Here is a 22,780-nt window from a genome sequence, read left to right on the forward strand (position 1 = left end):
ACACATCCGTGACGAGGGGTTTATGGACGATCCAGTCGACAACAAGCCGCCTACTTTCTGGCAGATGCTGCACAGCGTCCTGGCGGCGGCATTCGGGGTGCAGAGCGGGAAGAATCGGGCTCGGGATTTCACTCACGGCAAGCCCAGTCATTTCGTGGTCTTGGGGATTTTGTTCACCGCGGTGTTTGCATTGATGCTGTTCGGCATCGTGCAACTGGTGGTGCATCTGGCCGGGGTCTAGCGCATCAGGGTTTGCAGGCTGAACGGATAGCGATAGGACGTCGGCCGGCCCTTGGCCGACAGTCGACGGAAGTTCACGCCGTAGTGCGGCGATTCACCCAGGGTCAGCATTCGCCTGGCGGTTGCCTTGTCGACCAGTTGCAGCAGCGGGATCTGGCGGTCACGACCGCCGTACCGGCTGATGTCCACGCCCTGATCGAGGTCATGCAATTCCACCAGAGCCCAGCCACCCAGGGTGAAATGTCCGCCCAACAAAACACTCAACTTTCCGTCGACCTTCGCCTGTAACGCGGCCGTCGATGTATTGACCGCACTGAAATACGCGTCCTTTCCGGGCACACCGCCCGCCTCCGAGTACGCCTGCATGGCGCCAAACGCCATCTCGTCATTGGCGGACCACACCAGCGTGACCTTCGGGTAGCGCCGGAACAGCAGCTTTGCCTGTTCATACGCACGGGCGCGGGTCCAGCCGCTATAAACCAGTTGCCGCAAACGCACCTGCGGGTGCTCGGCCAGCGCACGCATCATGCCTTGCTCTCGCAGTTGCGCCGATGGCGTGATCTTCAGGCCGGAGAACGCCAGCAACTCGATCACCTGACCGGGCGCCACGGGCGGATGCTGGCGAATCAGCTCCTTGAGCATCAGGTAGCCGCCCTCCTCGTCATTGGGCACCAGGCTGCCCAGTCGATCGGGGCGTTCGCCCAGCAGGTTCAACTGGTTGGCGGTCAGCGAGGCGTTGACCATAAACAGTTTCACGCCACTGCCTTGAGCCAGACGCAACACTTGCGGGGCAATGTACTGTTCGTTGACGAAGACCAGATAGTCCGGACGATCGGGACCTTGCAGGGCACGGCGCGCTTGCGCCAGCGTGAGTTCGGGCATGCGCCGGGAATAGAGAATCCTCAGGTCGATGCCCAGGTCCGTGGCGGCCGCCTGCATAAATTGCGAATAGCTGATCCAGAAGGCTTCGTCGGTACTCCCGGGATTGAGGAACAACACCGATTCCGCACGCGCAGCAGGGCCGTAAACCGTACCAAGCAGCAACAGGAAGGTGTAGAAAAACTTCAACATTGATCGTCCGAGCCCCGGAAATTCGCCGCGCATTATAGCTGGCGAACGCCCGTAAAACGGCGTTTATTGCAGTTTTTGTCCTACAATTGTCGGGGCCGGGCCCGGACGGGGTCGGTTATTGATGGCTGACCCAGAATACCGCTGTGCCCACGACCAGAATGATCAGAAACAGAATGGCCCAGGCATCGACCGTACTGTCAGGTTTTGAAGCTTTGGTAGGGTTGCTCATTGCATCGCCTCTTGTCGGTTTTATCGGTGATTGCATAAAGACTCGACCACAGTTAAGACGATGATTGCCCACACCACAAATACGGGTTTATCAATAACAATTCTCGTTAGTCGATTTGGTTCTTTACATATACTCAAACATCACTTTTGCGCATAACTCCAAACTGGTATCTTGCCCCGGCTCCGTAGGGAGTGCGCGGCCGTGCGCGCAGAATTGCCGAGGCAGTATCGGAGATTTCAGCAAGCGAAAATCGCAACTGGATCCGACCGGCCCAAGCCTGAGAACAGGACTTATATGTACGTATACGACGAGTACGATCAGCGGATCATCGAGGACCGCGTCAAGCAGTTCCGTGATCAGACCCGACGCTATCTGGCAGGCGAGCTGAGCGAAGAAGAATTCCGCCCTCTGCGCTTGCAAAACGGGCTTTATATCCAGCGTTTCGCGCCGATGTTGCGGGTGGCGGTGCCTTACGGCCAGCTGACTTCGCGCCAGACGCGAATGATGGCGAAGATTGCCCGCGACTATGACAAGGGCTATGCCCACATCAGTACCCGCCAGAACGTACAGTTCAACTGGCCGGCGCTGGAAGACATCCCGGACATCCTCGCTGAGCTGGCGACGGTGCAGATGCATGCGATCCAGACCAGCGGCAACTGCCTGCGCAACGTCACTACCGACCAGTTCGCCGGTGTCGCTGCCGATGAGCTGATCGACCCGCGCCCATGGTGCGAGATCGTTCGCCAATGGACGACATTCCACCCGGAATTCGCTTACCTGCCGCGTAAATTCAAGATCGCGATCAACGGTTCGACCTCCGACCGTGCCGCCATCGAAGTCCATGATATCGGCCTTGAGCCGGTGCACAACGCTGCGGGCGAATTGGGCTTCCGTGTGCTGGTTGGTGGTGGCCTGGGCCGTACACCGGTGGTTGGCGCGTTCATCAATGAATTCCTGCCGTGGCAAGACCTGTTGAGCTACCTCGACGCCATCCTGCGTGTGTACAACCGCTATGGCCGTCGCGACAACAAGTACAAGGCGCGGATCAAGATTCTGGTCAAGGCCCTGACGCCTGAAGTCTTTGCGCAGAAAGTCGATGCGGAAATGGAACACCTTCGCGGTGGCCAGACCACGCTGACCGAAGCCGAAGTTCATCGCGTTGCCAAACACTTCGTCGACCCCGACTACAAGGCGCTGGACAACCAGACCGCCGAACTTGCCGAACTCGACAAGCAACACCCGGGCTTCGCTCGCTGGCGTACGCGCAATACCCTGGCGCACAAGAAGCCGGGTTATGTCGCCGTGACCCTGTCCCTGAAGCCGACCGGCGTTGCGCCGGGCGACATCACCGACAAGCAGCTCGACGCCGTGGCCGACCTGGCCGATCGTTACAGCTTCGGTCAACTGCGCACCTCTCACGAACAGAACATCATTCTGGCCGACGTTGAACAGTCCCAACTGTTCGCGATGTGGGGCGAGTTGCGCGAGCAAGGCTTCGCCACGCCGAACATCGGGTTGCTGACCGACATCATCTGCTGCCCTGGCGGTGATTTCTGCTCGCTGGCCAACGCCAAGTCGATCCCGATCGCCGAATCGATCCAGCGCCGTTTCGACGACCTGGACTATCTGTTCGACATCGGTGAACTGGACCTGAACATCTCCGGCTGCATGAACGCCTGTGGTCACCACCACGTCGGCCACATCGGCATCCTCGGGGTGGACAAGAAAGGCGAAGAGTTCTATCAGGTATCCCTCGGCGGCAGCGCCAGTCGCGATGCGAGCCTGGGCAAGATCCTCGGCCCGTCCTTTGCCCAGGACGCCATGCCAGACGTGATCGAAAAGCTGATCGACGTGTACATCGAACAACGTACCGAAGACGAGCGCTTCATCGACACCTATCAGCGTATTGGCATCGACCTCTTCAAGGAACGCGTCTATGCAGCGAATCATTAAGAACAACGAAGTCGTCGACGAAACCTGGCACCTGTTGCCCAAGGATTTCAACATCGACGAGATCAGCAACTGCGACGACCTGATCGTTCCGTTGCAGCTGTGGCGTGAACACGGCCGTATGCTCAAGGCCCGCGATGGCGGCCTGGGTGTGTGGCTGGACGCCGATGAAGAAGCCGAAGAAATCGGTGAAGACGTCGCGAACTTCCAGGTCATCGCCTTGAACTTCCCGGCCTTCACCGATGGCCGCAACTACTCCAACGCCCGCCTGCTGCGTGACCGCTACGGTTTCAAAGGTGAACTACGGGCGATTGGCGATGTGCTGCGCGACCAGCTGTTCTACATGCGTCGCTGCGGTTTCGACGCCTTTGCGGTTCGCGCAGATAAAGACCCGTACGAAGCCCTTGAAGGCCTCAAGGACTTCTCAGTGACCTATCAGGCCGCCACCGACGAACCGCTCCCGCTGTTCCGTCGCCGCTGACACATAAAGCCCTGGTCCAACGGGATCAGGGCTTTATCGGCTCCACCCCTCTGTTATCGCTCGATCGGAATCGGTCGCCCCAAAGCCACCCAGTCCCGGTACAGCTGCAAACGGCTTTCCAGTGCCGTGAATACCGCAAGAGGGTTGTCGAAAGCGCCCTCCGGAATCGGTACATCCCGGGTCAATCGCGCCAACAACTCGTCCGAAGCGTCTGCTTCCGTCAACAGTCGCCACACCCGTGCCTGAAGATCCAGATAACTGATCTGGAAATCCGGGGTGAGCGTCAATGTGTTCATGGTTCCTAAAAACCGCCCACCACCCGGCTTGAGCGCCAGTTGCTGCCAGACGTGCAGCCGGGCATCGCGCAGCCCTGCCTCAATCCCGTTCAGCCAGAGTGCCGGATTCGCATAGTCAGGCCCTGCGGCACGCAACCACAAATTGATCCCCGTTTGTTCTCGATGCGCGACCAACCGCTGCAAGGTGTCCTCATCGGTCAACGGGTTGTTCCACAGCAGCACCCGATCCCTGGTGATGGCCTGGTTCAAAACCGCTTGGGGGATCCGCGTGATCTGGTTATCGCGCAAATCCAGGGACGTCAGGTACGGCTCATCCATGATCCCGACCGGGCAACGGCTTATCTGCGTATTCCTCAGGTTGAGTCGGCGCAGGTTGTTCAAGCCCAGTACCATCGGCGGTACACCCAACGGGTTGTCGCTCAGGTCAAGGCTTTGCAAGCTTGTCAGGTCAGTCAGTTGTGAAGCGGCGCGTTCACTGAATACCAGCTGGGTGGCGCGCAGATTGAGTGAGGACAGGTTTCTCAACTGGCACAGGGCAGGCGGCAAGGCACACCCTTCGTGGCCGTCCACGAAGAAATGACGCAAGTCGACGCGCTCCAGATTCAACACCTCGAGATTCGGGAAGCTCTCGAGAAAGCCGTTCAAACTGCCCTCCTCGGTCAGATGAAAGCCTTGCATCGACAATTCGACCACATCGTTAAGCCGGACGCTCAGGGTGGGCAGGCGGTGATAGTCCTCGAAGGCGAGATCGAGCCTGACACGACGGTTCGGCGTGCGTTTTTGCCAAATGGCGGCAAGTTCCACAGCCAGCTCCCCCCGGACCGTCTGCTCCTCGTGCAAGGCCATTTGCAGGAGGTGGGCATTGTGCACGGCAATTTGCGCAGGGTTCATACCCGCCGCCTCTTCATCGCCGATGGCCAGCACGGGGATGTCCATATCGGGAATGTCTTGCACCGCTTGATCGACCCAGGCATTCAATTCGGTGTTGAGTTGTTGTAACTGCAGATTCAGCCGATCGATATACGCCTGCACCGAGCCACCCTCACGCTGTATGACCTGATCCGCCTCCGCATCGGTGAAGTCCGGGTAAATATCCTTGATCTGTAACCTGGTGGCTTGCAATGCCATGGCTTCACCCTGAGGCGTCGACGGGTAGCCTCCACCGCGCAGCCCCTGCCGTTCGAAGGTCAACCCTGAGTCGAGTCTTTGCAGGCCGAGCAGGGTTTCGGCACGGGACAATGCCCGATCGCTGAGGCTGAGCCGCAACTCGCTGGCCGGATCCAGCGACGTGAGATGCAACACCGAGCGCTCCTCCTCCGACAGCACGCCGAGGATCGCGTCGTAGAAATCCGTTGGCCGGCCTTCCCGCAGGTAACGGTTGCCCACCTTGATGACGCTTCGGTACTTAGGGGTATCGAGGGCACCGCAACGGTCAAGAACCCGACCGGTGGAAGAGCCTTCGAGGATTTCGATCCGCAGATCTTTTGGCCAGCCGGGCAGGTTTTTCAGGGAGTGAAATGCTAGCGTGTCCGTCTCGGCGTTCACCACCGAGCGCAGATAGAAGCCTTCATAAGCGCGATTGAGCCGCACCTGCTGTTGGTATTGCCGTGCCTTGCCGTCCAGGCGTGCGAACACCTGCCTGGCCTCGGCAATGTCGGGCGGCCGTTGGATGTCCACGCCGTAGCGGTCGAGCATTTGCTCGATTGCGCTTGTTGGCACGTCCGGGTATTGCTCCTGGAACAGCCGCACCCATTCCAGCTCCGAACGTTGAAGTGCCTGGTAACGCAGGCTGAATTGCGCAACATCCCCCGCCGGACCGAGCGCCTGATCGATCCTGAAGCGATTGATGGTGTCAGCCAGCAAAGGCGTCGGCGCGCGACCCGCCTGAATCAACCGCAGCATGTCGTCATCAATCGCGCAGACCTTGCCGATCTGCGCCAGCATTTCATCGCTGAACGACGCCACCGAGGGGCCAATGGCGCGAATGAGTTCGACCCGTGTCGCCGGCACCCCGTTCAACGGGTCGGGCGTTGGGGCAACAGCCACTTCCGGCGCAGGCCTTGCGCCTTCCTCTGTTGCATCGGCGATTGCCGCGTCACCTTTTAGCGCCGCCTCCGCGACGATCGGCAATGCATTGAGCAAGCCAAAAACAGTGCGCGTCGCACCCTCTGACCGTTCGCTGAATGTCTTGCCGTTGACCACCTGATCAATCCCGTAACCCGCGTCGATAAGCCCGGCCAATGCCAATATTCCCTCGCCTCCCGGAACGAACAACGCCAAGGGTCCAAACCGGTTGACCCACTGCACAAGCGGTTCAACGACCGCACTTAAATTGTCACGATTGACCTGGGCATCGTCACGGATGGTCTCGATGCTGGCCCGGGCTGCCTGCTTCATCGTCAGCACACACAGGGCAAACGGATCGGTGGCGGAGTCAGGATCGTCGTAGCCAATGTACTCGTCCGGGTCCCAATAGCCGTCGTTGTTGAACAAACCGGCATTGTTCGTCAGCCAGTGTTTTGCCGGATACAACGCCATGCCATCGAGCGCCGTCAGAACACCGGCATGAAACGTACCGTCCTCACGGTCATCTTCGGCAAAGCGGGCGGCCAAAGCCTGCTTCGTTTCATTCACCTTGCCTAGTGCGGCAATCCATTGGTGCAGTTTTGTGGCGTCGGCGAATTCGTGCAGCGGGGAAGAATTGCCGGGAATGTACAACAGCACTCTGGCACTGGCGGTGTCACGAAAGGCCCAGATATCTGTCGCGGTGTAACGGTAGAGCTTCAACCGCCCGGCCCTGACCGATGAAGGCGCGCGAGTCGGTGCTTGCAGTTGCTCGATGGCCAGCGTTTCCCATGGCTGATCCGGTGGCAAACCTGCCGCTTGCATCGCCAGTTCCAGGCCTTTTGGCGACAGGTGCTGTTCACGAAACTGCAACCAGGCTGCCATGACGAATGCTGCTTTGACCGACGTTCTCAACGCGTAAGGTTTGGCTGCGACAAGCACGTTCTCGGCTGGCCAGGCCTGACCGAGATACGCTTCGTACAAGTCCTTAAGTTCCAGCTCCCAGGCCCATTTCTTGAAATCGGCGGGCCTCAGATTGATCTGTGTCGACGGCCCGTAAACTTGCGGTGTGGTCTGGCGATAGATGCCTTCATACGTCTGGTGATTGCCGCTGCCGTGATCGGCAAACTCATCGACATTTTTCACGATGCGTACGGCCGGTCCGATATCCGGTGGCGTGTACAAGCCGAACGCGGTTTCAGCGAAACGCCCATCCCCGACAGTCTGATAGTTGGACAGCAGCGTTTGCAGCAGCGATCGTGAGCTCGCCACCTGCCCTTGCTCCACACCATCAATGGCAGGATGGCCCTTGTAGTTGTAATCGAGCGTGACTAGCAAAGCTGTCTGCGGATCAATGGTCTGCCCCCATTTTTCCTTGATCAGACGCTCTCCAAACTGACCGGGGGTTTGGGGCAGCGCGATATCCAGCGCGGCTTTCAGTTCGTCGCGCAATCGCGCAGAGGGCGTGGGATGAGGGCCGGCAGCATCGTTATGAAGCAACTCTTTCATGGTGCATTCCATTGCAATCATTTCAGGAACACCACCCTACCCAACCTGGGCCGCCGAAAAAGCCGGACCGATTGACAGTGACGATAGGAAATTTCGCTGCTTACACGGGAAAAACGCGCCCTTGTGGAAGGCAAAAAAAACCGTGGAGGTAATCCACGGTTTCATTTTTCAGGGCAATGGAGTTTTGAAAACTCACCAGAAGCGTTGCTGGGTCAACCGGCTCCACCAGCTCAGCAATACGCGATCGACCGAACCGCTGGCCGCCATGCCGATGCGCTCCTGCAGGCTTTTGCGTTCGGCATAGTGCAGGTGATAAAGCTCCGACTTCTTCGCACGTTCGGCGAGGTATTCATCGCTGGTCTTGAGTTCGTCCACCAGTTGCTTGTCCAGTGCCGCGATACCGAGCCAGATTTCGCCGGTCGCCACTTCGTCGATGGCCAGTTGCGGGCGATAACGGGCAACGAAGTTCTTGAACAGTTGGTGAGTGATGTCCAGGTCTTCCTGGAATTTCTCACGGCCCTTTTCGGTGTTTTCGCCAAACACGGTGAGGGTGCGTTTGTATTCGCCGGCGGTCAGCACTTCGAAGTCGATGTCGTGTTTTTTCAGCAGACGGTTGACGTTGGGTAACTGCGCCACCACGCCGATCGAGCCGAGAATCGCGAACGGCGCGCTGATGATCTTCTCGCCGATGCACGCCATCATGTAGCCGCCGCTGGCCGCGACCTTGTCGATGCACACGGTCAACGGCACGCCGGCATCTCGGATACGCGCCAGTTGCGAGGATGCCAGGCCGTAGCTGTGAACCATGCCGCCGCCGCTTTCCAGACGCAACACCACTTCATCCTTGGGCGTGGCCAGGGTCAGCAGCGCGGTGATCTCGTGACGCAGGCTTTCAGTGGCCGACGCCTTGATGTCACCGTCAAAATCCAGCACGAACACCCGAGGCCTGGCTTCGGGTTTCTTCTTTTGCTTTTTCTCGGATTTAGCCTCGACCTTGCGCAAGGCCTTGAGCTGGTCCTTGTCGAGCAAGGTCTGCTCCAGGCGTTCGCGCAGCCCTTTGTAGAAATCATTGAGTTTGCTGACTTGCAATTGGCCGGCCGACTTGCGTCGACTTTTGCTGCGCAATGCCGCGAAACTGGCCAGGACCACCAGAATGGCGATCACCAGTGTCACGGTTTTAGCCAGAAAACTGGCGTACTCGGACAGAAAATCCACAGTTACTCCTTCAATACAGTGCGCTGCATAAACGCGCGCGGGATACCACCAGCATACCCATGCGCCGGCCCCGCGGCCAGCCGTGAAAGCTCTGGCAACAGGCCTGTAACGAGCATTTCAAACAAGCGTATGTTTTTTCATTGACAGCTCACCGTCATCCTCATAACCTCGCCGAACCTTCAACGTACCGGGATGACGCGGACGTGGGCAGTATCTATTTGATTCGACATGGCCAGGCCTCCTTTGGTGCAGACGACTATGACGTCCTGTCGCCGACCGGTGTTCGCCAGGCAGAAATCCTCGGCCAGCACCTCGCCGGGCTGGGCATCAGCTTCGATCGCTGCCTCTCGGGCGACTTGCGCCGTCAGCAGCATACTGCCAGCAGTGCGCTGGAACAGTTCGCTGCCGCAGGCTTGCCGGTGCCGATTGTGGAAACCGATTCCGCCTTCAACGAATTCGACGCCGATGCGGTGATCCGTGCGCTGTTGCCGGCCATGCTCGACGATGAGCCCGAAGCGTTGGAGATCCTGCGCAACGCCGCGCAAAACCGCGCTGAGTTCCAGCGTATCTTCGCCCTGATCATCGAACACTGGCTCGCCGGTACGTATGACACGCCGGGCCTGGAAAGCTGGCTGGGTTTTGTCGAGCGGGTGCAGGCCGGTCTGCACCGAATCCTCGAAAGCGCCGACAACACTCAGAAAATCGCCGTGTTCACCTCCGGCGGCACCATCACTGCCCTGCTCCACCTCATTACCCAAATGCCCGCCAAGCAGGCCTTTGAACTGAACTGGCAAATCGTCAACACCTCGCTCAACCAACTGAAATTCCGTGGTCGCGAGGTGGCACTGGCTTCTTTCAACAGTCATGCGCATTTGCAACTGTTGAAAGCACCGGAACTCATCACGTTTCGCTGAGTCCGGACTATTGTGACCCTGGCTGTAATCACCCAGCTCTAATTACCCAAGAAAGGATCGAACCATGACCTCCGTAGCTGATGCCGTACAAGCAATGAAAGCCAAGTTCAACCCAGCCGCTGCTGCCGGTCTGGACCTGGTATTCGGTTTCCGCATCGACGACACCAAGAATTTCTCGCTGATCGTCAAGGACAGCACCTGCGAGCTGAAAGAAGGCGAAAACCCGGACGCCCAGGTCACTCTGGTGATGGACGGCGAAACCCTGGAAGGCATCGTTGACGGTTCGACCGACGGCATGCAGGCGTTCATGGGCGGCAAGCTGCGCGCTGAAGGCGACATGATGCTGGCCATGAAACTGTCCGAGCTGTTCCCAAGCTAAGACGGCGGTTCCCGCGCCCGGGAGCCTCTCTGTCTGCAAACGAATCCCGCCCCTTGTGGCGGGATTCGTCGTTTTTCACCTTTGGAAAACCGCCCTCTGCAGATTTGCGGTCTATATTCCTTCTGGCCGTATGCGTCAGACATCGGCTGTTCAATCCGATCATTTTTGCGGAGAACACTGCTATGCCCCCACCTGACGACCGCGACGGTTTCAACCGTCGACGTGTATTGCAAGGCCTTTCGGCAGGTGCCGTCGGTGCCTGGATCAGCCCGCTGTTCGCAGGGAGTAAAACCATGCCAGATACCCCGGCCGACCTCATTCTGTACAACGGACGCCTGCACACCGTCGATCGCAAGAAACCCCAGGCCAGTGCCGTCGCGATCAAGGACGGACGCTTCGTGGTGGTCGGCAGTGACGCTCAGGCCATGGCCCTGCAAGGCCCCGGCACGCAAATTATTGATTTGCACGGTCGCACGGTCATTCCCGGTCTCAACGACTCGCACCTGCACCTGATTCGCGGCGGCCTGAATTACAACCTTGAACTGCGCTGGGAAGGCGTGCCGTCACTGGTCGATGCGTTGCGGATGCTCAAGGATCAGGCCGACCGCACCCCCACGCCACAATGGGTGCGGGTGGTCGGTGGCTGGAACGAATTCCAGTTCGCCGAAAAGCGCCTGCCAACGATTGATGAACTGAACAAAGCCGCGCCGGATACGCCGGTGTTCGTGCTGCACCTCTACGACCGTGCCCTGCTCAACCGCGCTGCGTTGAAAGTGGTCGGCTACACCCGCGACACACCGAACCCGCCGGGCGGTGAAATCCAGCGTGACGCCAACGGCGACCCGACCGGCATGCTGATCGCCCGCCCCAATGCGATGATTCTTTACTCGACGCTGGCCAAGGGACCGAAACTGCCGCTGGAGTACCAGGTCAACTCGACCCGGCAGTTCATGCGCGAACTCAATCGCCTCGGTGTCACCAGCGCCATCGATGCCGGCGGCGGTTATCAGAACTACCCGGACGATTACCAGGTGATCGAGCAGTTGGCCAAAGACCAACAGCTGACAGTCCGGATCGCCTACAACCTGTTCACGCAGAAACCCAAGGAAGAGCTGACCGATTTCAAGAACTGGACCGGTACGTCACATTACGGTCAGGGCGACGATTTTCTGCGGCACAACGGTGCTGGGGAAATGCTGGTGTTTTCGGCGGCGGATTTCGAAGACTTCCTTGAACCACGCCCGGACCTGCCGCAAACCATGGAGCAGGAACTGGAACCGGTGGTCCGGCACCTGGTGGAACAGCGTTGGCCATTCCGCCTGCACGCCACGTACAACGAATCCATCAGCCGCATGCTTGATGTATTCGAGAAGGTCAATCGCGACATTCCGTTCGATGGTTTGCCGTGGTTTTTCGACCACGCCGAAACCATCACGCCGCAGAACATCGAACGGGTCAAAGCCTTGGGCGGCGGCATTGCGATTCAGGACCGCATGGCATTTCAAGGCGAGTACTTCGTCGACCGCTACGGCGCCAAGGCTGCCGAACACACACCACCGATCGCGCGCATGCTTGCCGAAGGCATTCCGGTCGGTGCCGGTACCGACGCCACGCGGGTGTCGAGCTACAACCCCTGGACCTCGATGTATTGGCTGGTCAGCGGCCGCACCGTCGGAGGTCTGGAGCTGTACCCGCAAGGCTTGAGCCGCGACACCGCGCTGGAACTGTTCACCCATGGCAGCGCCTGGTTCTCCTCCGAGCAAGGCAAGAAAGGCCAGATCAAGGTCGGGCAACTGGCGGACCTGATTGCGCTGTCGGCGGACTATTTCCACATCGAGGACGAAGCAGTCAAATGGATCGAGTCGGTGCTGACGATTGTCGACGGCAAGATCGTCTATGGCACCGCAGAATTCGAAAAGCTCGGACCGCCGCCGGTACCGGTGGTGCCGGAATGGTCTCCGGTGGTCAACGTGCCGGGCCATTGGCGACCGCTGGCGCCGATGACGGCGCAGGTTCATCAGTGTATGGGAGCTTGCGCAGTGCATGCCCACAGCCATGAGCGGGCGCGATTGTCCTCGGCGCCGGTGAGTGACTTTCAGGGATTCTGGGGGGCGTTTGGCTGTTCGTGTTTTGCGTTTTGAATTGATTGGTTCTGCCCTCACAGCGGGGCAGATCAAAAGCCAAAGCAAAAGCCAGATCAAAAACTGGAGCGAACTCATACCTGTGGGAGCTAGCCTGCTAGCGATGGACGTCCAGACACCACATTCATTCAGACCGCACGCGTTATCGTTGGCGTCCATCGCTAGCAGGCTAGCTCCCACAGGGGGGAATGCGTACGTTTGTAGAGGCCGCCTCGCGCCAATGCGCACCAAACGGGTTCGCCTGTATCCGTTTACAATGCCCGCACCTCCCACACCGGCCACCCCATGGACATCGACCTCGCCCGCACCTTTCTGGAAATCGTCCGCCACGGCAGCCTCGCCGCTGCGGCGGAAAAACTCCACGTTACCCAGACCGCGATCACCGCGCGCGTGCAGAAACTCGAAAGCCAACTGGGCAGCACGCTGTTCGTGCGCAACCGCGCCGGCGCCCGCCTGACCCCGAACGGCGAGGCATTTGTGGTGTACGCCAATCAACTGGTCGAAACCTGGGACGCTGCGCGTCGGGACTTGCCCTTGCCCGAGGGTTACCACGACGTATTGCACATCGGTGGCGAGGTCAGCCTGTGCAACCCGCTGATGCTCAGCTGGGCCGGCGAGCTGCGGGAGAAAATTCCCAGCCACGCGCTGCGCATGGAAATCCGTGACGGCGAAAACCTGCTGCGCCAACTGGAACTGGGGGTGTTGGACGCGGCGCTGGTCTATCAGCCGGAGTATTGGCCGCGCCTGCAAGTCGAGCAGGTGCTGGAAGAAAAACTGGTCCTCGTGCGGCTGCCCGGTAAACCCGATCCCTATGTCTACATCGACTGGGGCCCGGATTTCCGTCGCCAACACGATGCGGCCTTACCGGAAAAAGCCAAGGCTGCCCTGAGCTTCAATCTCGGCCCACTGGGCTTGCAGTACATCCTTGAAAATGGCGGCAGTGGCTATTTCCGTACCCGCGTGGTGCAGAGTTATCTGGAAAGCGGCGTACTGGAGCAGGTGCCCAAAGCTCCGGAATTCAGCTACCCAACCTATCTGGTCTACTCCCGCGACCGCGACTCGGCGACCCTGCAAAGGGCCTTCGACCTGCTACGCCAAGTCATCCAGTCCGATGAAGACTGGTCGCAACGCTGGAACCCGCTGACCTGAGTCCGCTTTACACCGGATCATGGCGTTTGTGTCCTCAAGCTTCGGTCCGCCCTGCACGGCGGGATCGTCTAATCTGCTGGGACAACAATAACCACAGGTGACCGCAGTGAGGCAGACCACCGAGGCATTTCGCAGCCGCTATCGAGCGGACATTCATCCGCTCTACAACCCCTGGCTGCACGGCGCGTTTGTGCTGCTGTTCGGCGTGCTGGCCATCGCAGTGTTCTGGAGCACTGTGCATCAGGTACAGCCGCTGGAGTGGCTGGCGGTGCCGCTGACGTTATTGTTCTTCAACTTTGGCGTGTACACGGTGCATCGCCACCTGGGGCATCACAAAAAGAGCTTCGCGCGGATGTTCTATGCCCGTCACGCCGGCGACCATCACAGTTTCTTTGCGCCCGGCCACATGACCTACGACAGCGCCCGTGACTGGCGGGTGATCCTGTTTCCGGCATGGCTGATCGTGGTGCACACGGTTGTCATCACCCTGCCCCTCTGGTGGCTGCTTGAACAGTTCGATACCAACGTCGCCGGGCTATTCGGGGGCAGTCTGGTCCTCGGTTACCTGGCCTATGAAGTGTTTCATGCCTGCGAACACCTGCCGCCCGAAAACCCGGTCACACGCTGGCCGTGGATCCGCCAGATGCGCCGTCTGCATGAGCTGCATCACCGCCGTGAGTTGATGCAGGAACGCAATTTCAACATCGTTTTTCCGCTGATGGATTACCTGTTCGGCACGCTCTATTGGGAGCCCGAGCCGACCTACCTGACGAGAACGCCCATGACCCGCATGCAGCATCAGATCAACATTATCGGCAGCCCGATCGACGTGCTCGCCTACGCCAGCACCGTGACCCGTTGGCCCGAGTGGCACCCGTCGTCGCTCAAGGTCGATGGCCCGGGCGGCCCGCTGCATGCCGGGGCGCGGTTCGAGGAAGACATCCGCGCCGGCGGGCGCGAGGGGCACCTGAGCTGGATGGTCAACGAATATCTGCCCGGTCGCCGCTGGAGCGCACGGGCTCAAGGTGACAACGGGCTGTCGCTGGTGGTGACTTACGAATGCACGGCCGAAGGCGATGGCACGCGGTTTGTCCGTACCCTGGAATATCAATTCAGCGGCGTGATGATGCGCATTGCCAATCGAATGCTGCTCAAGCGGCGCATTGATCATGAATCGGCAGCGTCGATGCAGGCCTTGCGCGAGATGGCGCATAAACAACTGGCCGCCGCAGGAGTCAACGCGTGAGTCGAACCGTCAAGTTTCGCCATGTCGTGTTGCTGGTGATCGTAGCCATTGGCGCCTTTGTGCTGCTGATGCCGACCAACGTGCAACCGGTGGCCTGGAATCCGCCGCCAGCACCGTCCCTCACCAGCGGCCCCTACGCCGACAATCAACGCCTCAAAGGTGTGGAGCGTGTCGGCGCGGATGACATCGACGGGCCGGAAGCGTTGCTGCTGGAGGACAACGTACTCATTACTGGCCTGCATGACGGTCGACTGATTCGCACCAGCCTCGATGGCAAAGTCACCAAGGTGCTGGCCGATACCGGCGGCCGACCGCTGGGCCTGGCGCGTCACCCCAATGGGTTGCTGGTGATCGCCGACGGGGTCAAGGGCTTGCTCTCGCTGGACGCTCAGGGGCGCTTGATTCCATTGACCACGGCGGCCAACGGCGTGCCTTTCGGTTTCACTGACGACGTGGTCATCGACAAGTCCGGGCACTACGCCTATTTCAGCGATGCTTCCAGCCGCTTCGGCTACGGCCACGACGGCGAGGCAATCATCGAGCATGGCGGCGACGGTCGCTTGCTGCGTTATGACTTCCAGACCGGTAAAACCGCAGTCTTGCTGGATAAACTGGAGTTTGCCAACGGCGTGACGCTGGGCCCGGACGATGCCTTTGTGCTGGTGAACGAGACCGGCGCCTATCGCATCAGCCGTTACTGGCTGAGCGGCCCCAAGGCCGGCACTCACGATCTGTTTATCGACAACTTGCCGGGCTTGCCGGACAACCTGGCGTTCAATGGCCGAGACCGTTTCTGGGTGGCGTTGTACGCACCACGCAACGCCCTGCTCGATGCCACGGCGCCGCACCCCTTCGTGCGCAAGATGATTGTGCGGGCGATGACCGTCCTGCCCAAACCGGTGGAGAAGCGCGCATTTGCCTTGGGACTGGACCTGGAAGGAAAGGTGATCGCCAATCTGCAGGACGGCAGCAGTGGAAATTACTCGCCGATCACCACGGTGCGTGAGTATGGGGAGTGGTTGTATTTCGGCTCGTTGAAAGCCAAACACATGGCGCGATTGCCGCTCACCAGCGCGTTGTCGCAAACACCCAATTGAACTGTAGGAGCTGGCTTGCCAGCGATGGCGTCGTCACGGCCGCCATCGCTTCGCCAGCAAACCGGCTCCTACAGGTTCCGTGTCGTTCAAAGGTTAGCGCGGATCCATCTCGCCATTACGCACCGCATTATCGGTTTCTTCACGCACGCGCTCAGGGTCGAGGTCGGTGCCGTCGTCCTGGTCCATGGGAATGGCGCCTTCGTTGTTCGGCAGTTCGTCGATGCCCGGTTCGTCTTCGGGATTGATGGCGGTGCGGCCGGGGCTCAACGGTTCGGGATGGGTCGGGATCGGATCGTAGCCGCCCTGTTCTTCACTTGGAAATTTGGGGTCATTCATGGGGCACCTCGCATGGAGCCGTAGATTCGGACTCTGATCATTCGAGGTGCCGGGATTTATCGCCGTTCCAATTTTTCAGTCACCGGTCGTCGGTGGCTGAAGCGACACGTCAGGACGGTGCCTGGAGTTGTTGGACGATCTTGTCCTTGACCTGCAAGCGCTTCTCCTTGAGCTTCTTCAGTACGTCATCACTGGGCGCATCCGATTGGGCGGTTTCAGCCTTTACGACCTCGGCGTCCGCTTGTGAATACTTGTTGATCAGTGAATCCAGTAACGGATCCTTGGTGCGTTTTTGCTGGATATCTTCCTTTGAAAGTTTCAAGTCCTGATAAAGGTCGTGTGGCACCGGCATGGAACACCTCCGTTTGTTGATCGGTGGCAAACGCGATCGATTGCGTTCACCAACCATCAGAATGGCCTCGGTTGACGGGTTCTGTCGACCGCCTATCAGACCAGCGGTGTCCGTTCGTCGTCCTGGCGCAAACCCGATAAAACCTTTGGCCGCCCGTCGACCTCCACAGATTAACGATCACTCGATCGCTCATGAAAATCTGTGTGGAGAATAACCAATGGACGGATTGACCCTGCGCCACCTCACTTTGGCCGTAGCCTTGAGCACCAGCATGGGTACGGCTTTCGCGGCCACTGACAATGATTTCGTCGACAAGGCGGCCGCCGGCGGTATCGCCGAGATCGAAACCAGCAAACTGGCACTGGAAAAAAGCGCATCGGCCGACATCAAAAGCTTCGCCAACATGATGATCACCGATCATTCCAAGGCCAACGATGAACTCGCGGCCATCGCGAAGAAAAACGACATCGAGGTGCCAGACACCACGACGCTGGTGAAACAGGCCAAGGAAAAGATCCTCGACATGCGTGACGAGTCGTTCGATGCCGCGTACGCCAATAATCAGGTCAAGGCGCACGAAGAAACCATCGAACTGTTCAAGAAAGAAGCCAACACCGTGACCGATGACCAAGTCAAAGGCGCCACCGAACTGAAAGGTTTCGCACAAAAAATGTTGCCGGGGCTGGAAAAGCATCTGGAGGCGGCGAAGAAACTGCAAGCGGCCCACCCGAGCAAGTAACGCGCGCCACAACAAAAGACCGCCTCCATGGAGGCGGTCTTTTGGTTTGCGCCGGTACTAGCCGCCGTCGGTATCGATGTCGGCGTCCGTCTCCTCGCCAGGTTTCGGGCGATCCGGATGCGGCTTGAAGCCCGGGCTGAACTCATTGTCGTTGTCGGTGTGGCGATTTTTCTGATCCACCGCTTGATCGGCACTTTCCGGTTCGGCGGTTTTAGCGTTTTCCTCAAGCTCACGTTGATCGTTCATATGTACCTCGTTCGTCACTGCGAATGCGCGGCTGAAAACATCGGCCTTGTGAATTCGAAGCTTTGCGGGAGGCATCGTTCCATTGGACAGACCACGGATTCTGCAGGCGTTGCGGAGGCGGCGATCTTTTGATTCATCCTCACCCAAGCACCCGAGCCAAAAACGGCGCGGTTCGGCTTTTTTTGCTCTTGGCGACCTTCTGCGGCGTGCCCGCCACCACAATCTTGCCGCCCTGATCCCCGGCCCCCGGCCCGATGTCGATCACCCAGTCACTCTGCGCCACCACGCGCATTTCATGTTCGACGACGATCACCGTGTGCCCCGCCGTGACCAGCGTGTTCAACTGTTCGAGCAAGCGATCGACATCCCGTGGATGCAACCCGGTGGTGGGTTCGTCAAGCACGTAAAGTGTTGCCCCGCGCTGGTTGCGTTGCAGTTCGGTGGCCAGTTTGATGCGCTGGGCTTCGCCGCCCGACAACTCGGTGGCCGGTTGGCCGAGCCGCAGGTAACCCAGGCCAATGTCGCGCAGCACTTCCAGTGAGCGGCGGATCCCCGGTTGCTCAACAAACACCTCGACCGCTTCGTCCACCGTCAACTGCAACACCTGGGCGATGTTCAAACCCTGCCAGTAAATCGCCAGCGTCTCGGGGTTGTAACGGGCGCCGTGGCAGGTCGGGCAGGGTGCGTAGACGCTGGGCATGAACAGCAATTCGACGCTGACAAACCCCTCACCTTCGCAGGTCGGGCAGCGGCCTTTGGCGACGTTGAAGGAAAACTGACCGGCGTCGTAGCCCTTAGCCTGCGCCTGGGGAGTCGCGGCGTAGAGCTTGCGCACGTTGTCGAACAGCCCGGTGTAGGTTGCCAGGTTAGAACGCGGCGTGCGGCCGATGGGTTTCTGATCGACTTGCACCAGCCGCTTGATCGACTCCAGCCCTGCGCTGACCTGCCCGCCACTGACTTGCGGTGCATCGTCCTCAAGGCTCAATTCTTGCGTTTCGCTGTCACTGGCCGCACGCCCGAGATGCGCGCCCACCAGTTCCAGCAACGCCTGACTGACCAGACTGGATTTACCAGAGCCCGACACGCCGGTCACCGAGGTGAAACAACCCAGCGGAAACTCGACGCTGAGGTTGTCCAGGTTGTTGCGGGTGATGCCTTCCAGCCGCAGCCAATCGGTCGGCTTGCGGCTGGCTCGCGGCAGCCTGACCTGATCGGCGAACAGGTAAGCGCGAGTCTGCGAGTTCGTCACGTCGGCCAGGCCCTGCGGCGGTCCGCTGTACAGAATCCGCCCGCCATGCTCGCCCGCCGCCGGCCCGACATCGATCAGCCAGTCGGCGCGACGCATGGTTTCCAGATCATGCTCGACCACGAACAGCGTGTTGCCCGCCGCTTTCAAACGTTGCAGGGCTTCGAACAACGCTTCGCCATCCGCCGGGTGCAGACCGGCCGACGGTTCATCCAGCACGTAAATCACCCCGAATAACTGCGAACCCAATTGCGTCGCCAGACGAAGCCGCTGCAGCTCACCGGACGACAACGTCGGCGTGCTGCGCTCCAGTGCCAGGTAACCGAGCCCCAGGTCCGTCAACGTACTGACCCGCTCCAGCAAATCCTGGGCGATGCGTTGCGCGGCCAGGCGCTTTTCCACCGACAGGTTGGGCGTGTGGCGCACATCCGGCGCATTGGCGTGACCGCTGGCACCGTGGGCCACTCGCTGCTCACGGGCCTCGCGGGTCTGCTCGTGGGTCAAGACTTCGCCCGCCTCATCGACCTGTTCGAGGTAACTGTGCGCCGCCACCGGTTTCAAGACGTCGGCCACTTGCAGCAACGGCATTTGCGCCAACTCGCCGATGTCGTAACCGGCAAAGGTCACCGACAACGCCTCGCGTTTGAGGCGCTTGCCGTCGCACAGCGGGCATGGGCTGCCGAGCATGAACTGCGAGACGCGCTTCTTCATCAGCGCACTTTGCGAGTGGGTGAACGTGTGCAGGATGTAGCGCCGGGCACCGGTGAAGGTGCCCTGGTAGCTCGGCTCCATGTTGCGCTTGAGCGCGACTTTGGTTTCTTCGGGTGTGAGCCCTGCATACACCGGAACCGTCGGGGTTTCTTCGGTGAAGAGAATCCAGTCGCGTTGCTTTTTCGGCAGATCGCGCCAGGGTTTATCAACGTCGTAGCCCAGGGTCACGAGGATGTCCCGCAGGTTCTGCCCTTGCCACGCCATGGGCCAGGAAGCGACCGCGCGCTGGCGAATGGTCAGGCTCGGGTCCGGGACCATCAGGGCTTCGGTGACTTCATACACCCGCCCCAAACCATGGCATTCAGGGCATGCGCCCTGAGGCGTGTTCGGTGAAAAGTCTTCCGCATAGAGCATCGCTTGCCCCGGCGGATAACTGCCGGCGCGGGAATACAGCATGCGGATCAGGCTCGACAACGTGGTCACGCTGCCCACCGAAGACCGCGTGCTCGGCGTGCCCCGTTGTTGTTGCAAGGCTACCGCGGGCGGCAAACCTTCGATGGAGTCGACATCGGGTACGCCGACCTGGTCAATCAAACGTCGCGCATACGGCGCCACGGATTCGAAATAACGTCGCTGCGCTTCGGCGTACAAGGTCGAAAACGCCAGGGATGACTTCCCTGAACCGGATACGCCGGTGAATACCACCAACGCATCACGGGGGATATCGACATCGACATTCTTGAGGTTGTGTTCACGGGCCCCGCGTACCCTGACCATGCCGGAAGGAGGATTGGAGGTGCGCTTGGAAGTCATCAGGTGGCCTTGATTAGAAGGTTCGAAAGATTGACGCATAGCCAGGAATTTAGCGATCCAATTGTAGGAGCCGGCTTGCTGGCGATAGCGATCTGACGGACGCCATCGCCAGCAAGCCGGCGCCTACAATTGGATCGGTGTTCAGCCATTGAGGACGGTGCGGACCATTCGGGTCAGCGCCTCGGGGCCATAGGGTTTGCTCAGCAGAAACGTGTCGGGGTTGAGTTGGTGATTGCGCGAAATAATGTCACGGGTGTGGCCCGAGGTGAACAGCACTGCCACGGGTGGATTCTGCACTTTTGCCCAAGCGGCCAGGTCCGAACTTTTGATCAGGCCGGGCATGACCACGTCGGTGAAAATCAGCTCAACCACCACGCCTTCCAGCAACATCTGCATGGCGGCGTCGGCGTTGGCCGCCGTCAGGACTTGATAGCCCTCCTCCCGCAGCAACTCCACCGCCGAGCTACGCACCGCCTCGTTGTCTTCGACCACCAGAATGGTTTCGTGGCCGCCGCGCTGTTGCACGTCAGTGGCCGCGATTTCACTCAGCAACGGTCGCAGGCTGCGCGAAAAATACAACTGCACCCGTGTCCCCTGCCCCTCGACACTGGCCATTTCGATATGTCCGCCGCTCTGTTTGACGAAGCCGAACACCATGCTCAGTCCCAGCCCGGTGCCTTGACCGTCGGCCTTGGTGGTGAAAAACGGTTCGAACGCTTGTGCGAGCACCTGCGCAGACATGCCGGCACCGGTATCCGCCACGGAGACACGCACGTAATCGCCAGGGGAAATACCTTTGCCCGCGCAAAACTTGCGGTCGAGGGTCACGTTCTCGGCGCTCAGTTCAATGGTGCCTTCGCCCGCCATGGCATCACGGGCATTGATCGCCAGATTGAGAATGGCGTTTTCCAGTTGGTTGCGATCAACGTTGATGTGCCAGGACGCTTGAGGCAGCCGCACATCGATCTGGATGGTTTCGCCCAACGCCCGTTGCAGCAGCTCGCCCAGGCCTTCGAAGATCTGCCGTGGGTCGCAGACCGCTGGCGACAGTGGCTGACGGCGGGCAAAGGCGAGCAATTGCGAAGACAGTTTCGCCCCCCGCTCCACCGCCGCAATCGACGCCGAGACCCGACGCTGCACGTTGGCATTGTCCGGTTCGTGCCTCGCCAGCAGGTGCAGGTTGCCGGCGATCACTTGCAGCAGGTTATTGAAGTCATGGGCCACCCCGCCCGTGAGACCGCCGATGGCTTCGAGCTTTTGCGACTGGCGCAGTTGCTCTTCCGCCGCCAGCCGCGCTTCAACTTCGTCGGCGACGCGCTGCTCCAGGTTTCGGGTGAACTTGAGCAGGGACTCTTCGGCGGTCTTGCGCTCGTGGATGTCGATCAACACGCCGGGAAAGCGGAACGGCTCGCCCTGCTCATCGAATTCGCAGCAACCGCTGGCCTGCACCCACAGGTAGCTGCCGTCGGGGCGCAGGACCCGATATTCGGCGTTCAAGGGCTCGCCGGTAGTGACGGATTGATTGACCCGCTCGCTGACCCAGCTGCGGTCGTCGGGATGAATCTGTGCTTCGGCGAAGTCCGTTGGCAGGTCGCCGAGGTCATGCCCGGCGGGAAAGGAAAAGGTCCGGGCGAAGCGTTCATCGCCGGAGAGCAGATTGCCTTTGACGTCCCAGACGAACGAACCGAGCAAGGCCCCGGCATTCAACGCCAGACGCACGCGCTCATTGTCGGCGCGGTAGGCATCTTCGGCTTCCTGACGCCGGCGTTCGGAATTCACACGTTCCGTGGTTTCAACCACCATTGCCATGACCCCGGCCGGCCGCCCCTCGTCATTGGCCACCGGGCTGTAATAGAGGTCCAGCCAGACGTCTTCGGGGACGCCGTCGCGCAATAGCACCAGCTCTTTGTTGCGATAGGACAAGGTGCCGCCCGCCAGGCAGGTGTCGACCACGTGACGATTGAATTCGGCGACTTCCGGCCAGCCCAGTTCCACCGGAGAGCCCAACAGATAAGGATGTCGGCCACCGGCGAACGACGAGTACGCATCGTTATAGATCATGTAGCCGGGACGGCCCCAGAGCATGACCATCGGCAGCGGCGACGCGAGCAGCAATTGCACCGCGCTGCACAGACTTGCGGACCAGGTCTCCAGACTGCCCAGTTCGGTGCGGCTCCAGTCGAACGCACGGATGCGCCCGGCCATTTCACCGTTCCATCCGGCACACCCGTGGCTATCGTCTAGAAACTGCATCGACTGGCTCTGTGTCCTGTAATTGGTACCCGTTTGTTTCGAGCATCGCGCAGGCCAATGGTTTCATAGAGGGTAGCTGAATCTTGCGGCAATCCGGGGTAGC

The 22,780-nt window shown here is 59.9% G+C and carries 18 protein-coding genes; 10 read left to right on the top strand and 8 right to left on the bottom strand.

Translation table 11 applies throughout. From position 1 onward, the window contains the following. Positions 1–22: 22 nt before the first annotated feature. The gene (locus F8N43_RS07795; RefSeq protein WP_150634472.1) at positions 23–241 is read left to right on the top strand and encodes a DUF2970 domain-containing protein; all 219 of its coding nucleotides are present in this window, start codon (positions 23–25) and stop codon (positions 239–241) included. Here F8N43_RS07795 and F8N43_RS07800 read toward each other — a convergent pair. After that, positions 238–1,311 carry an ABC transporter substrate-binding protein gene (locus tag F8N43_RS07800; protein WP_150653534.1) on the bottom strand — a complete coding sequence of 358 codons (1,074 nt, stop codon included), beginning with the start codon at positions 1,309–1,311 and terminating at the stop codon, positions 238–240. The two genes, F8N43_RS07795 and F8N43_RS07800, sit on opposite strands and share 4 nt — an antisense overlap. A 523-nt stretch (positions 1,312–1,834) precedes the next feature. Between F8N43_RS07800 and F8N43_RS07805 the strand changes: the two genes are divergently transcribed. Further along, on the top strand, positions 1,835–3,493 hold the full coding sequence (locus F8N43_RS07805; RefSeq protein ID WP_150634470.1) for a nitrite/sulfite reductase: 1,659 nt from the start codon (positions 1,835–1,837) through the stop codon (positions 3,491–3,493). Then, entirely contained in the window at positions 3,477–3,971 is a 495-nt protein-coding gene (locus F8N43_RS07810; RefSeq protein ID WP_150634469.1) for a DUF934 domain-containing protein, read from the top strand. Before F8N43_RS07805 ends, F8N43_RS07810 begins: the two co-directional genes overlap by 17 nt. A gap of 53 nt (positions 3,972–4,024) precedes the next feature. On the opposite strand, the gene F8N43_RS07815 is transcribed toward F8N43_RS07810, so the two are convergent. Together F8N43_RS07815 and sohB are read right to left on the bottom strand one after the other, a co-directional pair. Beyond that, positions 4,025–7,840 (bottom strand): leucine-rich repeat domain-containing protein, encoded by a 3,816-nt coding sequence (locus tag F8N43_RS07815; RefSeq protein WP_150653535.1) that lies wholly within the window; start codon positions 7,838–7,840, stop codon positions 4,025–4,027. A 192-nt stretch (positions 7,841–8,032) separates the two neighbouring features. Then, the gene (gene sohB, locus F8N43_RS07820) at positions 8,033–9,055 is read right to left on the bottom strand and encodes a protease SohB (RefSeq protein ID WP_150653536.1); all 1,023 of its coding nucleotides are present in this window, start codon (positions 9,053–9,055) and stop codon (positions 8,033–8,035) included. A gap of 203 nt (positions 9,056–9,258) precedes the next feature. Here sohB and F8N43_RS07825 point away from each other — a divergent pair, with 203 nt between their 5' ends. The 6 genes from F8N43_RS07825 to F8N43_RS07850 all read left to right on the top strand — a co-directional run bounded on the left by F8N43_RS07825 (position 9,259) and on the right by F8N43_RS07850 (position 15,981). Further along, positions 9,259–9,969, top strand: a complete 711-nt coding sequence (locus F8N43_RS07825) for a histidine phosphatase family protein (protein WP_150653537.1) — start codon at positions 9,259–9,261, stop codon at positions 9,967–9,969. A gap of 64 nt (positions 9,970–10,033) precedes the next feature. After that, a complete protein-coding gene (locus tag F8N43_RS07830; RefSeq protein WP_019690779.1) occupies positions 10,034–10,348 on the top strand; it encodes an SCP2 sterol-binding domain-containing protein in 315 nt (104 codons plus the stop codon). Positions 10,349–10,641: 293 nt separating this feature from the next. After that, a complete protein-coding gene (locus F8N43_RS07835; RefSeq protein ID WP_150639806.1) occupies positions 10,642–12,489 on the top strand; it encodes an amidohydrolase in 1,848 nt (615 codons plus the stop codon). Between the two features lie 285 nt (positions 12,490–12,774). Then, positions 12,775–13,638, top strand: coding sequence for a LysR family transcriptional regulator (locus tag F8N43_RS07840; RefSeq protein WP_150634465.1), 864 nt, complete (start codon positions 12,775–12,777; stop codon positions 13,636–13,638). Between the two features lie 106 nt (positions 13,639–13,744). Continuing rightward, a complete protein-coding gene (locus tag F8N43_RS07845; protein ID WP_150653538.1) occupies positions 13,745–14,884 on the top strand; it encodes a sterol desaturase/SRPBCC family protein in 1,140 nt (379 codons plus the stop codon). Further along, positions 14,881–15,981, top strand: coding sequence for an SMP-30/gluconolactonase/LRE family protein (locus F8N43_RS07850; protein ID WP_150653539.1), 1,101 nt, complete (start codon positions 14,881–14,883; stop codon positions 15,979–15,981). Before F8N43_RS07845 ends, F8N43_RS07850 begins: the two co-directional genes overlap by 4 nt. Positions 15,982–16,074: 93 nt before the next feature. Here the strand turns inward: F8N43_RS07850 and F8N43_RS07855 are convergent, their stop codons facing one another. Together F8N43_RS07855 and F8N43_RS07860 are read right to left on the bottom strand one after the other, a co-directional pair. Beyond that, positions 16,075–16,317, bottom strand: a complete 243-nt coding sequence (locus F8N43_RS07855; protein WP_150653540.1) for a hypothetical protein — start codon at positions 16,315–16,317, stop codon at positions 16,075–16,077. Between the two features lie 109 nt (positions 16,318–16,426). Beyond that, positions 16,427–16,669 carry a YdcH family protein gene (locus F8N43_RS07860; RefSeq protein WP_150634461.1) on the bottom strand — a complete coding sequence of 81 codons (243 nt, stop codon included), beginning with the start codon at positions 16,667–16,669 and terminating at the stop codon, positions 16,427–16,429. A 217-nt stretch (positions 16,670–16,886) separates the two neighbouring features. Between F8N43_RS07860 and F8N43_RS07865 the strand changes: the two genes are divergently transcribed. Beyond that, positions 16,887–17,408: a DUF4142 domain-containing protein gene (locus F8N43_RS07865; RefSeq protein ID WP_150634460.1), complete on the top strand. Its 522-nt coding sequence runs from the start codon at positions 16,887–16,889 to the stop codon at positions 17,406–17,408. Between the two features lie 57 nt (positions 17,409–17,465). On the opposite strand, the gene F8N43_RS07870 is transcribed toward F8N43_RS07865, so the two are convergent. The 3 genes from F8N43_RS07870 to F8N43_RS07880 all read right to left on the bottom strand — a co-directional run bounded on the left by F8N43_RS07870 (position 17,466) and on the right by F8N43_RS07880 (position 22,677). After that, positions 17,466–17,654 carry a hypothetical protein gene (locus F8N43_RS07870; protein WP_150639778.1) on the bottom strand — a complete coding sequence of 63 codons (189 nt, stop codon included), beginning with the start codon at positions 17,652–17,654 and terminating at the stop codon, positions 17,466–17,468. A 139-nt stretch (positions 17,655–17,793) separates the two neighbouring features. Further along, positions 17,794–20,424 (bottom strand): excinuclease ABC subunit UvrA, encoded by a 2,631-nt coding sequence (gene uvrA / locus F8N43_RS07875; protein ID WP_150653541.1) that lies wholly within the window; start codon positions 20,422–20,424, stop codon positions 17,794–17,796. A 141-nt stretch (positions 20,425–20,565) separates the two neighbouring features. Further along, positions 20,566–22,677: a PAS domain-containing sensor histidine kinase gene (locus F8N43_RS07880; RefSeq protein ID WP_150633039.1), complete on the bottom strand. Its 2,112-nt coding sequence runs from the start codon at positions 22,675–22,677 to the stop codon at positions 20,566–20,568. Positions 22,678–22,780: the final 103 nt, after the last annotated feature.

It is taken from the genome of Pseudomonas fluorescens (assembly GCF_902498065.1).
Taxonomy (GTDB): domain Bacteria; phylum Pseudomonadota; class Gammaproteobacteria; order Pseudomonadales; family Pseudomonadaceae; genus Aquipseudomonas; species Aquipseudomonas fluorescens_BJ.

Excerpts from the sequence above, each read along its gene's own strand:
- uvrA (WP_150653541.1), bottom strand. The coding sequence starts at position 20,424 with ATGACTTCCAAGCGCACCTCCAATCCTCCTTCCGGCATGGTCAGGGTA.
- F8N43_RS07830 (WP_019690779.1), top strand. The coding sequence starts at position 10,034 with ATGACCTCCGTAGCTGATGCCGTACAAGCAATGAAAGCCAAGTTCAAC.
- F8N43_RS07815 (WP_150653535.1), bottom strand. The coding sequence starts at position 7,840 with ATGAAAGAGTTGCTTCATAACGATGCTGCCGGCCCTCATCCCACGCCC.
- F8N43_RS07800 (WP_150653534.1), bottom strand. The coding sequence starts at position 1,311 with ATGTTGAAGTTTTTCTACACCTTCCTGTTGCTGCTTGGTACGGTTTAC.
- F8N43_RS07860 (WP_150634461.1), bottom strand. The coding sequence starts at position 16,669 with ATGCCGGTGCCACACGACCTTTATCAGGACTTGAAACTTTCAAAGGAA.
- F8N43_RS07810 (WP_150634469.1), top strand. The coding sequence starts at position 3,477 with ATGCAGCGAATCATTAAGAACAACGAAGTCGTCGACGAAACCTGGCAC.
- F8N43_RS07865 (WP_150634460.1), top strand. The coding sequence starts at position 16,887 with ATGGACGGATTGACCCTGCGCCACCTCACTTTGGCCGTAGCCTTGAGC.
- F8N43_RS07795 (WP_150634472.1), top strand. The coding sequence starts at position 23 with ATGGACGATCCAGTCGACAACAAGCCGCCTACTTTCTGGCAGATGCTG.
- F8N43_RS07835 (WP_150639806.1), top strand. The coding sequence starts at position 10,642 with ATGCCAGATACCCCGGCCGACCTCATTCTGTACAACGGACGCCTGCAC.
- F8N43_RS07880 (WP_150633039.1), bottom strand. The coding sequence starts at position 22,677 with ATGCAGTTTCTAGACGATAGCCACGGGTGTGCCGGATGGAACGGTGAA.
- F8N43_RS07840 (WP_150634465.1), top strand. The coding sequence starts at position 12,775 with ATGGACATCGACCTCGCCCGCACCTTTCTGGAAATCGTCCGCCACGGC.
- F8N43_RS07855 (WP_150653540.1), bottom strand. The coding sequence starts at position 16,317 with ATGAATGACCCCAAATTTCCAAGTGAAGAACAGGGCGGCTACGATCCG.
- F8N43_RS07870 (WP_150639778.1), bottom strand. The coding sequence starts at position 17,654 with ATGAACGATCAACGTGAGCTTGAGGAAAACGCTAAAACCGCCGAACCG.
- F8N43_RS07805 (WP_150634470.1), top strand. The coding sequence starts at position 1,835 with ATGTACGTATACGACGAGTACGATCAGCGGATCATCGAGGACCGCGTC.